Annotated in this window: 11 protein-coding genes; 7 read left to right on the top strand and 4 right to left on the bottom strand. The window is 71.6% G+C overall.

Annotated elements, in window-relative coordinates:
* Positions 1-178: 178 nt before the first annotated feature.
* Both ACZ6MA_RS22080 and ACZ6MA_RS22075 read left to right on the top strand, forming a co-directional pair.
* Positions 179-1396: a cytochrome P450 gene (locus ACZ6MA_RS22080; RefSeq protein WP_469435616.1), complete on the top strand. Its 1218-nt coding sequence runs from the start codon at positions 179-181 to the stop codon at positions 1394-1396.
* Positions 1397-1580: 184 nt separating this feature from the next.
* Complete coding sequence (locus ACZ6MA_RS22075) at positions 1581-3176, top strand: GMC oxidoreductase (protein WP_469435786.1); 1596 nt, start codon at positions 1581-1583, stop codon at positions 3174-3176.
* A 137-nt stretch (positions 3177-3313) separates the two neighbouring features.
* Here the strand turns inward: ACZ6MA_RS22075 and ACZ6MA_RS22070 are convergent, their stop codons facing one another.
* The 3 genes from ACZ6MA_RS22070 to ACZ6MA_RS22060 all read right to left on the bottom strand — a co-directional run bounded on the left by ACZ6MA_RS22070 (position 3314) and on the right by ACZ6MA_RS22060 (position 7848).
* Positions 3314-5482 (bottom strand): PIG-L family deacetylase, encoded by a 2169-nt coding sequence (locus tag ACZ6MA_RS22070; RefSeq protein WP_469435615.1) that lies wholly within the window; start codon positions 5480-5482, stop codon positions 3314-3316.
* A gap of 441 nt (positions 5483-5923) precedes the next feature.
* Complete coding sequence (locus ACZ6MA_RS22065) at positions 5924-6604, bottom strand: response regulator (protein WP_469435614.1); 681 nt, start codon at positions 6602-6604, stop codon at positions 5924-5926.
* On the bottom strand, positions 6601-7848 hold the full coding sequence (locus ACZ6MA_RS22060; protein WP_469435613.1) for a sensor histidine kinase: 1248 nt from the start codon (positions 7846-7848) through the stop codon (positions 6601-6603). The genes ACZ6MA_RS22065 and ACZ6MA_RS22060 overlap by 4 nt, the downstream gene beginning before the upstream one ends.
* 167 nt (positions 7849-8015) lie before the next feature.
* Between ACZ6MA_RS22060 and ACZ6MA_RS22055 the strand changes: the two genes are divergently transcribed.
* From ACZ6MA_RS22055 to ACZ6MA_RS22045, 3 genes are all read left to right on the top strand, one after another.
* Entirely contained in the window at positions 8016-8243 is a 228-nt protein-coding gene (locus ACZ6MA_RS22055; protein WP_469435612.1) for a hypothetical protein, read from the top strand.
* A 261-nt stretch (positions 8244-8504) separates the two neighbouring features.
* Positions 8505-9539 carry a DUF8189 domain-containing protein gene (locus ACZ6MA_RS22050; protein WP_469435611.1) on the top strand — a complete coding sequence of 345 codons (1035 nt, stop codon included), beginning with the start codon at positions 8505-8507 and terminating at the stop codon, positions 9537-9539.
* A 327-nt stretch (positions 9540-9866) separates the two neighbouring features.
* Positions 9867-11015 (top strand): alpha/beta hydrolase, encoded by a 1149-nt coding sequence (locus ACZ6MA_RS22045; protein ID WP_469435610.1) that lies wholly within the window; start codon positions 9867-9869, stop codon positions 11013-11015.
* A 47-nt stretch (positions 11016-11062) separates the two neighbouring features.
* Here the strand turns inward: ACZ6MA_RS22045 and ACZ6MA_RS22040 are convergent, their stop codons facing one another.
* The gene (locus ACZ6MA_RS22040; protein WP_469435609.1) at positions 11063-11824 is read right to left on the bottom strand and encodes an SDR family oxidoreductase; all 762 of its coding nucleotides are present in this window, start codon (positions 11822-11824) and stop codon (positions 11063-11065) included.
* Positions 11825-12002: 178 nt separating this feature from the next.
* Here ACZ6MA_RS22040 and ACZ6MA_RS22035 point away from each other — a divergent pair, with 178 nt between their 5' ends.
* Entirely contained in the window at positions 12003-12632 is a 630-nt protein-coding gene (locus ACZ6MA_RS22035; RefSeq protein ID WP_469435608.1) for a helix-turn-helix domain-containing protein, read from the top strand.
* A complete protein-coding gene (locus ACZ6MA_RS22030) occupies positions 12629-13996 on the top strand; it encodes an MFS transporter (RefSeq protein ID WP_469435607.1) in 1368 nt (455 codons plus the stop codon). Before ACZ6MA_RS22035 ends, ACZ6MA_RS22030 begins: the two co-directional genes overlap by 4 nt.
* The last annotated feature ends 10 nt before the right edge of the window (positions 13997-14006 follow it).

The following is a 14006-nucleotide window of genomic DNA, read 5'->3' as shown; positions in this document are numbered from 1 at the left end:
CGTACCTTCCCAGGCGCCCACCACAGGGTTAACGCTCTGCGGAATGAATACGTTGACAGCCTTCACACCGCATCCATACGGTCTTTTCAAACAGCCCTCCGGAACGCGTGGACCCTACCGCGCCGAGGGCTGCGAAACGGCTCGCGGGCAGGTGAAGAGCGTCATCGAAAGGGCGGACATGACCGAACTCGCGTCGGTGCCCTTCGCCACCGTCCGGGAAAGTGCCTTCGACCCCCCGAAGAGCCCCCGAGCCCCGCGCGAACATCAGCCGGTCACCCGGCTGACCTTCGAGGACGGCCGCTCGGGATGGCTCGTCACCGGGTATGCCACCGCGCGGGCGGTGCTCGCCGACCCCCGGTTCGGCGCCAAGGCGGAACGCCATCACCCCCCGGTGCCCCGCGCGCCCGTACTCGGTGAATCCCCGGCCGCGCCGACGGGAATGTTCAACCGCCGGGAAAACCGGGAAACCGCGTACGGAAAAACCGGGGAACAGCATTACCGCAAGCTGCTCGTCGGCCAATTGACCGACGACCGCATGCGCCGGCTCACCGGCTGGATCGAGAAAAGCGCCGAAGAACTGCTCGACGCGATGGAGCGCCACGGAGCCCCCGCCGATCTCCTCGAACACTTCGCCCTGCCGTTGCCCTCCCTGGTGATCTGCGAGCTGCTCGGGGTGCCCGACGCCGACCGCGAGGAATTCCAGCGCCACAGCGCCGTGTGGAGCGGCCTCGGGGAGAGCACCGAAGCCGTACTGGGCGCCTTCGCGGGCCTCGGCGCGTACCTCCACCGACTGGTGCCGCTCAAACGCGCACACCCCGGCGACGACCTGCTGAGCGGCCTGATCGCCGCCGACGGCGCACTGACCGACGAGGAACTCGCCTCGATCGCCTTCCTGCTGCTGGCGGCCGGCCACGAGACGGTGGCCCACCAACTGGCCCTCGGTGTGCTCGCCCTGCTGGAGAACCCCGGCCAACTGGCCGCGCTGCGCGCCGATCCGTCCCGCACGGACGACGCCGTCGAGGAACTGCTGCGCCACGTCGGCGTCGTCCGCCACGGGCCCACCCGCGCGGCCCTGGAGGACGTCGAGATCGACGGGCACCTCGTACGGGCGGGCGAGATCGTCATGGTCTCGCTGGCCGCCGCCAACCACGACCCCGGGCGGTTCCCCGCCCCCGGCCCGCTCGATCTCGCCCGGGACGCCACCGGCCATCTGGCCTTCGGGCACGGGGCCCACCGGTGCCTCGGCCGGCAACTGGCCCGCGTCGAGCTGCGCGTCGCCCTCGATGCCCTGCTGCGGCGCTTCCCCGGCCTGCGGCCGGCCGTGCCGCCGCGGGAGATCCCGCTCCGCCACGACGCGCCGGTCCGCGGGCTCCGCCGCTTCCCGGTGACCTGGTAACCGGCGGAGCCCCCCAGGCCCGTGGACCGGCACGGTCCACGCCCGGCGCCCACGTCCGCGAGGGGCCCGGACCCCCAGTGAAACCCCCGTCAATCCCCAAGATCCAGCACAGAACAGTGCCGGAAAGGTCAGGTACACCAGCGTGGTAGAAAACCAGCACCTGTCGCGTCGTCGGCTGTTCGGCATGGCGGCCCTGAGCGCCGCCGCCCTCGCCGGGGCGAGCACGATATCCGCCGCGCCGCGCGCGGCCGCCGCCGAGAAGGGACGCGACGGCTCGTTCGTTCCCGCCGTGGTGATCGGCACCGGTTACGGCGCGGCCGTCTCCGCCCTGCGCCTCGGTGAGGCGGGCGTCCCGACGCTGATGCTCGAAATGGGCCAGCTGTGGAACAAGCCCGGCCCGGACGGGAATATCTTCACCGGGATGCTCAAGCCCGACAAGCGCTCCAGCTGGTTCAAGACCCGCACCGAGGCGCCGCTGGGCTCGTTCCTCTGGCTCGACGTGGTCAACAAGGACATCGACCCCTACGCCGGTGTGCTGGACCGGGTGAACTTCGACCAGATGTCGGTGTACGTCGGGCGCGGCGTCGGCGGCGGCTCGCTGGTCAACGGCGGCATGGCGGTGGCGCCGAAGCGCTCGTACTTCGAGGAGGTCCTGCCGCGGGTCGACGCCGAGGAGATGTACGGCCGTTACTTCCCGCGCGCCAACTCCATGCTCAAGGTGAACCACATCGCCAAGGACTGGTTCGAGGAGTCGGAGTGGTACAAGTTCGCCCGCGTCTCGCGTGACCAGGCGGCGAAGGCGGGCCTGAGCACCACCTTCGTACCCAACGTCTACGACTTCGACTACATGCGCCGCGAGGCGGCCGGTGAGGTCACGAAGTCCGCGCTGGCCGGCGAGGTCATCTACGGCAACAACCACGGCAAGCTGAGCCTGGACAAGACCTATCTGGCCGCCGCGCTCGGCACCGGCAAGGTCACGATCGAGACCATGCACCAGGTCAAGGCCATCCGCCGGCAGCCGGACGGCACCTACACGCTGACCGTCGAGCAGCGGGACCCCGACGGCAAGCTGGTGACCACCAAGGAGATCTCCTGCAAGCACCTGTTCCTCGGTGCCGGCAGCCTCGGCTCCACGGAGCTGCTGCTGCGCGCCCGCGAGACCGGTGCGCTGCCCGACCTCAGCTCCGAGGTCGGCGCGGGCTGGGGACCGAACGGCAACATCATGACCGCCCGCGCCAACCACATGTGGAATCCCACCGGGGCCAAGCAGTCGTCGATCCCCGCGCTGGGCATCGACGACTGGAACAACCCCGACGCCCCGGTCTTCGCGGAGATCGCCCCGATGCCGGCCGGCCTGGAGACCTGGGTCAGCCTCTACCTGGCGATCACCAAGAACCCCGAGCGCGGCACCTTCGTCTACGACCGGGCCACCGACCGGGCGAACCTGCGGTGGACCCGTGAGCAGAACGCGCCCGCGGTCAACGCCGCGAAGTCGCTGTTCGACCGGATCAACAAGGCCAACACGACGATGTACCGCTACGACCTGTTCGGCGGCAAGCTCAAGGCCTTCGCCGACGACTTCTGCTACCACCCGCTCGGCGGCTGCGTCCTGGGCAAGGCCACCGACGACTACGGCCGGGTCGCCGGTTACAAGAACCTCTACGTCACCGACGGTGCCCTGATCCCCGGCTCCATCGGCGTCAACCCGTTCGTGACCATCACGGCGCTGGCCGAGCGGAACATCGAACGCGTCATCAAGCAGGACATCGCCGCCTCCTGACGCGGCGTGCGAGGCGGGGGGCGTGACCGGGCGGTCACGCCCCTTTCGTACGGGGCGCCGGTGCTTCCCGCCCGGGTGCCGGAGGTTTTTCGCCCGGGCGCCGGAGGCCGTTTGCCGTAAGGGCCGGGCCCCGGGCGTTACGAGGTCTGGAGGTCGCTCAGCGGCTTGCCGTCGTGGGAGATCCAGTCCACGAAGTCCGTCGTCCCCGAGCCGCTGCCGCGGGTGCTGCTGAGCAGGCCGTCCGAGCCCAGGACGACGGCGACCGTCCGCCCCTGGGCGTCCTGGGTGATCCCGGCGGTGCCCCGGTGCGGGACGCCCGCCTCCTGCCAGGGGCCGGGGCGGCCCGAGCCCGTGGACACCCGGACGAGCCCCTTGTCGTCGCGGGCGGCGAGCACGGCCGTGTTCCCGGCCTGCGCCAGGGCCACCCGCCCGTAGCCGCCGATCGGCGCGCACTGGGCCGACTGTCGCCAGTTGCCGTTCCCCGCCGGCCGGTCGGCGATCAGCACGCGTGCCGTGCCCGGCTGACGCGTGGCCATCCGCATGCCGCCGCCGGGCAGCGGAGCCAGGGCCAGCGGGCCGGTGGTGGCGGGGAGCCGGGTCGGCTCGGACAGGTTCAGCGGACCGTCGGCGTCCTCGGACATCCAGTGGTGGACGGTCTTGATGTCGGCGGCGACGACATGGAGACGGCCCTTGTCGTCCACCGCGGCGTCGAGGCCGTCCTCCAGCTTCAGCATCCGGCCCGGATCAGCCGGCAGCGGCGCCCACTCCGTCCAGCCCTCGGCGGCGCTGGTACGGAAGGCCACACCGCCCGCCCAGTCCTTGACGAAGACATGGACCTTGCCGTCCTTGGCCACGACCGCGACCGGGTAGCCCATCTCCATCGACCGCTGCGGGTCGTCCGCCTCCGGCGAACCGAGGACCTCCCAGGGCCCGAAGGCCGGGGTGCCGCCGCCGGTGACCCGGCCGGTCTGGAGTGACGTGACCAGCTCACGGTGGTGGTCCTTGCCGGGCGCGGGGAGCACGGTGCGCACGGAGAACAGCCGCAGCGTGCCGTCGGGCAGCCGCACGGCCTGCACCTGGCCCTCCAGCATCGAGCCGCGGACCGGGGCGGGGCCGACCCGGGTGGGCGTGGACCAGATGCCGCTGCCGGGCGTCCGCTCGGTCCAGCACTGCACGGCGCCGTCCAGCACCGCGAACGCCGCGAGCCGCCCGTCGGGCAGCGGCTGTACCCAGCGCTGGGTGCCCGTCGCCCGGTGGCGGAGGTGGTTGGACCAGGGGGAGTTCTTGGAGCGGGCGCCGACCTTGCGGTCACCGCAGCCCGCCCGGTCGCCGCAGGCCTTGCCGTCCACCCAGCCGTAGATGTCGAGCAGCTCGATCTTGTGCGCGATGGCGGCCGCGTCGAGGTTGGCGGGCAGCCTCAGGTTTCCGACCTCGTAGCCGACGTAGCTCTCCACCGCGGTGGGGCGCGCGTGCTTGCGGCCCCAGTACTCGGCGAGCGCCGCCTGCGCGAAGTGGGCGGAGGAGGTGTGGTCTTGGTGGTCGAAGTACGCCCCTATGCCCTGGAGCGCGGGCGGAGTGTTGGGGTAGTGCGGGTCCTGCGGCATGTGCGTGGGGTTCGGGTCGAGGGTCCGCACGACGGTCGGCTGGTAGCGCTCCAGCACGGCGGCGAGCGAGTCGATCAGCTGCTGCCGGTTGTAGTGGAAGGTGCGCCGGACCGGGCTTCCGGTGGGCTTGAGAGTCGTCAGCTTCGGGGTCGCCCCGAGCCACAGACCGCGCAGGCTGTCCTTGCGCGGCCCGCGCATGGTGCGCGCCTCGATCAGCTCCATGAAGATCAACTGAACCTGGGGGGCGGCGCGCAGGGTCTGCAGCTCCACCTCGAAACCGGGCAGGAGCGTCAGGGTCTCCACGTCCCAGGGGCTGAGCCAGTTGCCGGTGGCCATCCGGGCCGTCGCCTCGCGGAAGCCGTTGAAGCGGGCCCGGACGAAGTCGCCGCGCCGCTCGGGCAGCTTCATGTAATTGGGGCTGTGCGTCAGGGCGTTGCGTCCGTCGGACTCCCCGCCGGTCAGACAGACCGTCACGGCCGGGGCGCCGCTGCGTATGGCCTGCTCCAGCTCCGGGTTCATGAAGTAGAGGGAGTCGTCGGGGTGCGCGATGACGTGCACGAACGACTCCGTCGCCCGAGCCTTGGCCTGGCGCGCCGGGAACTTCCCCGGCTTGGCGACCTGCTTCGCCTCGGGTGCCAGCCACTGCCAGGCACCCACCGCGCCCGTACCGACGACGAGCGAACCGCCGGCGATCTGGAGCATGCGTCGACGCGGTATGTGCCCCGGCACAGGGGTCTCCTATCTCCTGCGCCAAGTGCGCGCGGTAGTACAACGAAAGGGGCGAATAGAACTAATCACCCATTGATCATGAGTTCGATCCTACGACCCTCAACCCGCTGTTTCCCCGCTGTTATGTAACAGCCGTGCGACGGCCGGACATAGATTCCAAGGCGATTGCGCAACATGACGCACGGGGTGTGTAGGTGATCACTGTGGGTCGCTCCGGACCCGCACGGAGGGCCGAAGGGCTCCGCGCCCGGGGTCGGCGTACCGGCCCTGAGCTGGGCGATCGGAGCGAGACGGGGGTGGCCGGACGCGACGGGGGCCACCCGGGCGAACACGCAGCGTGATACCCGCTGGGGGGCTGGAGGGGGCTGGGCCTGGAGGGGAGGGGCTTCGGGCGGCGGCCCGCGCGGCGTCCGCTCAGGACTCCGCGTCGAACCGCCCCGCGTCATGGGCGAGCAGCGCGATCTGCACCCGGTTGTCGAGGTCGAGCTTGGTCAGGATGCGTGAGACATGCGCCTTGACGGTCGCCACGCTGAGGAAGAGGGAGGCGGCGATCTCCGCGTTCGACCGGCCGCGTCCCACCGCGAGCGCCACCTCCCGCTCACGGTCGTTCAACCGCGCCAGCCGCTCCCGCGCTTCGGCACCGCGATCCGGCCCCCGGCCCGTCACCTGCTCGATGAGCTGCCGGGTGACCGTGGGGGAGAGCACCGGCGCCCCGGCCGCCACCCGGCGGACCGCCTCGACGATCTCGGCGGGCGGGGTGTCCTTGAGCACGAAGCCCGCCGCACCCGCCCGCAACGCCCGCAGTACCTGCTCGTCGGCGTGGAACGTCGTCAGGACGATGACCTCCGGCGGGTCCTCGCGGCGCCGCAGCGCCTCCGTGGCGGCCAGACCGTCCACCGACGGCATCCGGAGGTCCATCAGCACCACGTCGGGGGAGTGCCGGTCGACCAACGCAGCGACTTCCGAGCCGTCCGACGCCTCCGCGACGATCTCGAGGTCGGGCAGACCGCCGAGCATGAAGGACAGCCCGGCCCGCACGAGCGGGTCGTCGTCGACGAGCAGGACGCGGATCGGCGGTGTCTGCGGCGCGTTCATATCCGCCACGGTAGCCAGCCGTGCACCCGGAAGCCGCCTTCGGGGGTGGGCCCGTGCCCGAGCCGGCCACCGGCGAGGGCGGCCCGCTCGGACAGCCCGATGAGGCCCTGGCCGGAGCCGGGCATGGCCCTGCTCTCCTCCTTGCCCGCCGGATTGACCACCTCGATCGTCAATCCCTGCCGCGCCTCACCGGCCACCCGCACGCTCACCTCGGCACCGGGAGCGTGCTTACGGGCGTTGGTCAGCGCTTCCTGGACGATCCGGTAGGCCGTACGCCCCGTGGCGGGCGGCACGGCCGACGCATCGACGACCCGGCAGTCGAACGTCACCGCCATGCCCGCCTGCCGTGATTCCTCCACCAGACCGTCCAACCCCGCGAGGGTGGGCTGCGGCCGGCTCGCCTCGGCACCGTCGGCACCACCGGGGGCCCGCAGCACCCCGATCACCTCCCGTAGATCCTGGAGCGCCTGGTGCGCGCTGTCGCGTATCACCCCCGCGGCCCTGGCCACTTCGGCCGGCGGCGCGTCCGGGCGGAACTCCAACGCCCCGGCGTGCACGCACAACAACGACAGCCGGTGCGCCAGGACGTCGTGCATCTCCCGGGCGATGTCCTCCCGGGCGAGGCGCTGCGCCCGCTCGGCCCGGAGCCCGGCTTCCGCTTCGGCGCGCCGGGCACGCTCGCGCAGTGACAGCACCAACTGGCGGCGGGACCGCAGGAACATGCCCCAGCCGATCACCGTCAACGCCAGCAGCACCCCGGTCACGGCGGACACGGCGAAGGTCAGGCCGGGGTCGGGCCGCACGGCGGCCGAGACCGGGGCCGAGGCCACTGCCAGTGCCCCCACCGCGGCGACCACCTTGAACGGCCGGTGCACCGCGACCGTGAACACCGCCACCAGCATCGCGCCCGCGGCACACGGCGCCACGACGGACAACAGCACGAGAGCGACCGCCAGCCCCACCGGCCATCGGCGACGCAGCCACAACGCCGCGCAGGCCGCGGCCCCGAGCAGCTGATCGGCGAGAAGGAGAAGGGCGGAGGTGTGCGCATCGTTCCGCAACGACTCCGCGGCCAGCAGCCCGACCAGGCCGGCGAGGGCGAGGCAGCAGATGTCGACCACCCAATCACGCACGGTCCGCCGCGCGCCGCTTCCGCGCGGGCGGGGGGCCGCGAAGGCGGACGGGAGCAGCCACGGATACGCCGTGTCCGCCCCCGTCACGTCTGTCGAATCCTTGCTGCTCATGCCGGTCAATCTACCCAGCGTTACCGGGCGGCGGGGGCGTCGGCCGGTGGTCGGCGACCAAAGTCGCGAGGGTCGATACTTTCGGACCGATGACGTCGTCGGAGGGGCTACTTCGGTGTGCTGAGACGCAGCCCATCGGGCGATGACGGGGTGCGGAAAGAGGGGCGATGATCGGACACATGAAGAAGTTCCTCGAAGTGCTGGGTTTCATTGTCTTCGTGCAAGGTGCCATGGCCGTCCTGCATGAGGTCACCGACTGGTTCGGCAACTGGGGCGTGGTGCGCCACATCGGTTTTCTCGACGGCTACGAGCTGTACGCGGGCATCGTGCTCGCGGTGTTGGGCATAGCCATATGCGTCGCCTCGGACCGGGGGTCACGGCAGACGGGCGGCTGAGACCAAGGGCTTGACCTCGCGGAGGCGCCAGGTCCCAGCCCGGCCGGCCGCGCCCGGCGGCCGACCGGGCGGCACCGGTACGGGAGGGGCTCAGGCCGCCTGGCGCCGCAACGGGCGACGCGCCAAGTGGAGTTGGGCTGATTCGCCGGGCCTGACCGCCGATATCGCGCCAGCTCAAACTGGGCTCTGGCCTTCTTCGCGGCCACGGATAAGTTGGGACGCGGCACGACAACTCGGCAACCATCCGATCGAGGAGTGTGCATGCCCGTCTCCACCGCACCCGGAACGAAGTGGGGCAACTGGACGAACCTGGAGGGCGGCATCTTCGCCGAGCCCTCCGCCGCCCTCAACTCCGACAACCGAGTCCAGGCTTTCGTCCAGGGCGGAGCCAACGCCCTCTGGACCATCTGGGAAACGCGCGACCGCGGTTGGAGCCCCTGGAAGAAGATCGAGGGCTCACGCATCGAGGGCGCACCCCACGCCCTCCGTGGCAGGGACGGCAAGATCCGCGTCTTCTACCGCACACCGGACCACCACCTCGAAGTCGTCACCCAGACCGCCATCAACGCTCACTTCGGCGCGCCGCAGCGGATCGTGACCAATATCGGCGGTGACCCGGCGGCGGCCCTCAACGGCGACGGACGCGTCCAGATCTTCTTCCGGGGCACCGACGGCGCCCTGTGGTACACCCGCAACCAAGGTCTGGCCTACGAGGCGTACACCGCGCCCACTTCCCTCGGTGGTGGCATCTACGCCACACCGTCCCCGGTGCTCGACGGCTCCGGCCGCATCGTCGTCGCCGTCAAGGGCGGAAACGACACGCTGTACACGATCCAGCAGAAGGCATCGAACGCCGCCGACGCGTGGGACGCCTTCCAGCAGCAGACCACCGGAGTCACCACCCGGCCCTCCGCGGTCCTCGACGCCGCCTCCCGTGTCCAGATCTTCTACCGCGGCTCTGACGGCTCCGCCTGGCGCGTCGGGCAGGGCGACGACTACGACGCCTGGCAGACCTCCGCCTCGCTCAAGGGGCAGATCATCGAGCGCCCCACCGCCTGCCTCGGGCAGGACGGCCGGGTCAACGTCCTGGTCAAGGGCACCGACAAAAAGCTGTGGGTCACGGTCCAGACGGCCGAGAACGCCACCGGCTACGAAGCCTTCCAGACCCTGGAGGGCATCATCGGTGACATCCACGTCAGCCCCGTCATCATGAACCGGGTGGGGCTGCTGTATGTCTTCACCCAGGGCTCCGGCACCGAGCGCAACCTCTGGCTGCAACGCCAGAACTGGGCGTAGGTCCTCTCCGGCGGACCAAGGGGGCGGGCGCTGCGAGCCCATGGCCGTCCGCACCACCGCCGCACGGCGGGGCGGCCTGCAGGCGGTGCAGCCGGTCGTTAGCCGAAGATCCGCCGGACGCGGCCCGGAAGCCGCGGGGCCGACGGTCGCGCGCACCATGGGCACCCGAAACCCGTAGTGCGCGCGGCAGCTGGCCCCGGTCGGTGACACCTGCCCCACCCCCTACTCCGGTATCACCCCCGGGTTGGCTCCGGGGTGTGACGCAAAGTCACCCGTTCTCTTCCTACCTTTCCCTCCTCCGCGGTACCGGAAGAGGGAGAGTCATCCATGCGCCGCTTCAAGCGCACACTGGCCGCCGTCGCGCTCGCCACGACGGTCGTCACGGGCACGGCGGGCTGGGCCACCGGCAGTGAGCAGACCGCCGTCACCGGCCCGCCGGCCGGTACCGCCGCCTGGCGCGCGGACGGTCCGCCGCACCGCCCGCTGCCCGACCCCGCGACCGCCGCACCCGCCGACGTCGCCCGCTTCTTCGCCTCCCTGACCGAGAGACGGCGTGCCGAACTGGCCGCCCGCCACCCGCTGGTCGTCGGAAACCTCGACGGGGTGCCCCTGGCGCTGCGGTACAAAGCCAATGCCCGGGCGCTCGCGGCCGAGCGCGCCAAGGAGCGTGCCCGGGCCGCCGACCCCGAACTCCCCACGTACGAGCGGTCGCGGGCCGGCGAACAGGCCGACCGCTATGGGCGGCTCCTCGCCCCCGGCCGGCAGATCCTCGCCTTCGACCCGCGCGGCCGCGGCCAGGTCGCCGAGGTCTACGGCGACTGGGCGGCGGCGAAGCGCACGGCGGTCGTCGTACCGGGCTCCGACATCGACCTCGCCTCCTTCGACCGCGCGCACGACCGTTACGGTGCCCCGGCCGGAATGGCCGCCGCGCTGCGCACCGAGATGGCCCGCCAGGCTCCCGGCACCCCCACCGCCGTGATCGCCTGGACCGGGTACACCACCCCCGTCGGCGTCGGACTCGACGCCGCCACCGGCCGGCTCGCGAAAGCGGGCGCACCGCGTCTGGACCGCTTCCTCGGGGGGCTCGCGGCCCTCGGTTCCACCGCCCCCGCGGTGTTCTGCCACAGCTACGGCTCGGTCGTCTGCGGTCTGGCCGCCCCCGCCCTCGACCGCGCCGACGCGGCCGACCTGGTCGTCCTGGGCAGTCCCGGTGTCCGCGCCGACTCCGCCGCAGGCCTGCGCACGGGTGCCCGGGTCTGGGCGGTCCGCCGCGACAGCGGGGACTGGATCGGAGACATCCCCCACGTCCGCCTGCTGGGGCTCGGCCACGGAGCCGACCCCACCTCAGTGGAGTTCGGCGCCCGGCTCGTCTCCTCCGCCGGCGCCCGTGGCCACTCGGGCTACTTCGCCCCGGGCACCGAGTCGCTGCGCAACTTCGCGAGGATCACCCTGGGCGCGTACGACGCCGTCCGCTGATCCGCGACGGGAGTCCCGCCTCGCCGGGCTGACGCGGGGCGTGCCGGCTAACGCGTGGTGTAGCCACCGTTGGCGAAGAGGGTCTGGCCGGTGATCCACCAGCCGTCCGTGGCCAGGAAACTCACGATCGGGGCGATGTCCTCGATCTTGGTGAGCTGGTCGCCCATGGTCTGGGACTTGTGGAATTCGACGCGCTCGGGCGTCTCCTGCCCGTAGAAGAAGGGGGTGTCCATCGGGCCGGGGGCGATGTTGTTCACGGAGATGCCGCGCGGAGCGAACTCCTTGGCCGCCGCCCGGGTGAAGTGCTCGACGGGAGCCTTGCAGCCCGCGTAGGTGGAGTAGCCGTCGGTGAAGGCCGCCAGCAGCGAGGTGACGATGGTGATCACCTTGCCGTTGTCGTTGAGGTGCTTGCCCGCCTCGCGGATGAAGAAGTACGCCGCCTTGGCGTTCACGGCCGCCATCCGGTCGTACTCGGCCTCGGTCGTCTCGATGATCGGTTTGCGCAGCACCATTCCAGAGGTGTTGACCGCCACGTCGATACCGCCGAACCGCTCCTTGGCGGTGGTGAACAGGTCCTCCACCACGTCGACCTTGGTCAGGTCGCCCTGGAACGTCTCCGCCTGACCGCCCGCCGCCTCCACCGCTTTCGCGGTCGCCACGGCATCGTCCTTGGTGCCGTCGGAGTGGTAGTGCACGACCACGTTGGCGCCTTGGTCGGCGACGGTACGGCTGATGAGGCCGCCCAGGTTCTTCGCCCCGGCGCCGACCAGGACGACCTTGCCCTTGAGGGGCTGGTTGCTGCCGCTCATGTCACTGCCTTTCTCGGGTGTCGCTCGCGGTCCGCGCGGGAGGCGGCTCACGCCGACCAGCCTTGCCCAGAAGACGGCCTCCCGCAGCTCGAGCGGTGCCACGGGGGCCCCGAGATCGCGAAGGGTTCTTCGCGAAGAAGTGTTCGCGAAGAAGTGTTCGCGGAATACAGTGGCCGGTATGGCAGAACGAGAGCGGCCGGACGGCCCATCCCCCGAGACCCATGTGGTCCTGGACGCCAAGGGCCTGCGCGCCATGGCCCACCCGGTACGGGTGCGCTTGGTCGGACTGCTGCGGACCCACGGCCCGTCGACGGCCACCCGCCTCGCCGAACGGCTGGGCCTCGGCTCGGGAGTGACCAGCTACCACCTGCGGCAGCTCGGTACCGCCGGGTTCGTCGAGGAGGACACCGACCGTGGCAACGCGCGGGAGCGCTGGTGGCGGGCGGTGCACCAGAGCACCTGGCTGACCGACAGGGACCTCGTCGACCGCGAACCCGAGGCCGCGCGGGCCTACGCACGCGTGCTGGCCGACGCCCACGCGCAGCGCGCCCGGCTGACCCTGGACGCGCTGGAGGTCATGCCGCGCGCCTGGCGGGACCAGCTCGATCTGAGCGACTGGTCCCTGCGGCTCACCCCCGAAGAGGCCGCGAGCCTGGGGGAGGAGCTACGGGCCGTCGTCAACCGCTACCGGCGTGACGCGCCCGGAGCGGGACCGGGGGCGCCGGACGACACCGAGCGCGTCGTACTGATCACGCACATCCTGCCCCAGCCGGACGCCGTCACCGAGCCCGCGGGGGAGACACCGTGAAGAAGGCACCCCCGCCGACGGGCGGCATAACCGGCCGGCGCAGCCTGCGGCCGCTGGCCGCGGTGCTCGCCGCCACGGCCGTATCGCTCACCGGCACCCGGGTCTCGGCCATCGCCCTGCCGTGGTTCGTACTCGTCACCACCGGCAGCGCCACCCAGACCGGCCTCGTCGCCTTCTGCGAGATGGCCCCGTACGTGGTCGTCAAGGCGCTCACCGGCCCGCTCGTCGACCGCGTCGGCCCCCGCGTCGTCTCCTGGACCACCGACTCGCTCAGCGCGATCGCCGCGGGACTCGTCCCCCTGCTCTACGCCCTGGACCTGCTCCCCTTCTGGCTGCTGCTGGGCCTCGTCGCGGCCATCGGCGCGGTGCGCGGGCCCGGTGATCTGGCCAAGGAGATCATGGTTCCGGAGGCGGCCGAACGCAGCGCGGTCCCGCTGGAGCGGGCCACCGGGATCTCCGGCGTGACCGAGCGGCTCGCTTCCACCGTCGGCCCGGCGGCCGGTGGCGCTCTGGTGGCTCTGCTCGGCCCGCAAGCGGGCCTGGTCGTCAACGCCGCCTGCTTCGCGCTGGGTTCGGTGATCATCGGGCTGGCCCTGCCCCGCGGCGTGGGACACGCCACGGCGGCCCCCCTCGCGCCGGAAGGCGGGAAGGAGCCCGGCTACTGGCGGCGGTTCGGTGAGGGCTTCACGTTCCTGCGCGGTGAACCCCTGCTGCTCACCATCATCGTCACGGTCGGCATCACCAACCTGCTCGACGCGGCCTTCATAACGGTGCTCGTACCGGTCTGGGCCAAGGAGTCCGGCGGCGGCCCCGCCGCGATCGGGCTGATCAGCAGCGCCGGCGGCATCACCGCGGTCCTCGGCAGCCTCGTCGCTGCCGCCGTGGCCCACAAACTGCGCCGCCGACTGGTGTTCTTCGCGGGCTTCCTGATCGTCGGGGCACCACGCTTCCTGGTGCTCGCCGCCAACGCGCCGATGTGGGCCGTGCTGGCGGTCTTCGCCGTCGGCGGCTTCGGCGGCGGGTTCCTCAATCCGATCCTCGGCGCGATCTCCTTCGAGCGCGTACCGCGTCAACTGCTGGGCCGGGTCCGGGCGCTGGGCGACTCGCTGGCCTGGGCGGGCATCCCCCTCGGCGGACTCTTCGCCGGAGCGGCGGTGGCCTCGTTCGGTCTCGCACCGGTACTCGTGGCGGGCGGTGCGGCGTACTTCCTCACCACCACTCTGGCCGGACTGCGCCCCGAATGGCGGGAGATGGACCGGCTCCGGGGACGCGGCCGCGCAGCGGACGAGGCGGCGATCGGGCCCCCGGTGACAACGCCCGCGCTCGGGAAAAAAGAAGATGCCTCGTCCAAGGCTCTAACGTAATGTGCACTCC

It is taken from the genome of Streptomyces sp. NPDC042259 (assembly GCF_055582085.1).
This window is presented reverse-complemented; position numbering and strand designations above follow the sequence as displayed.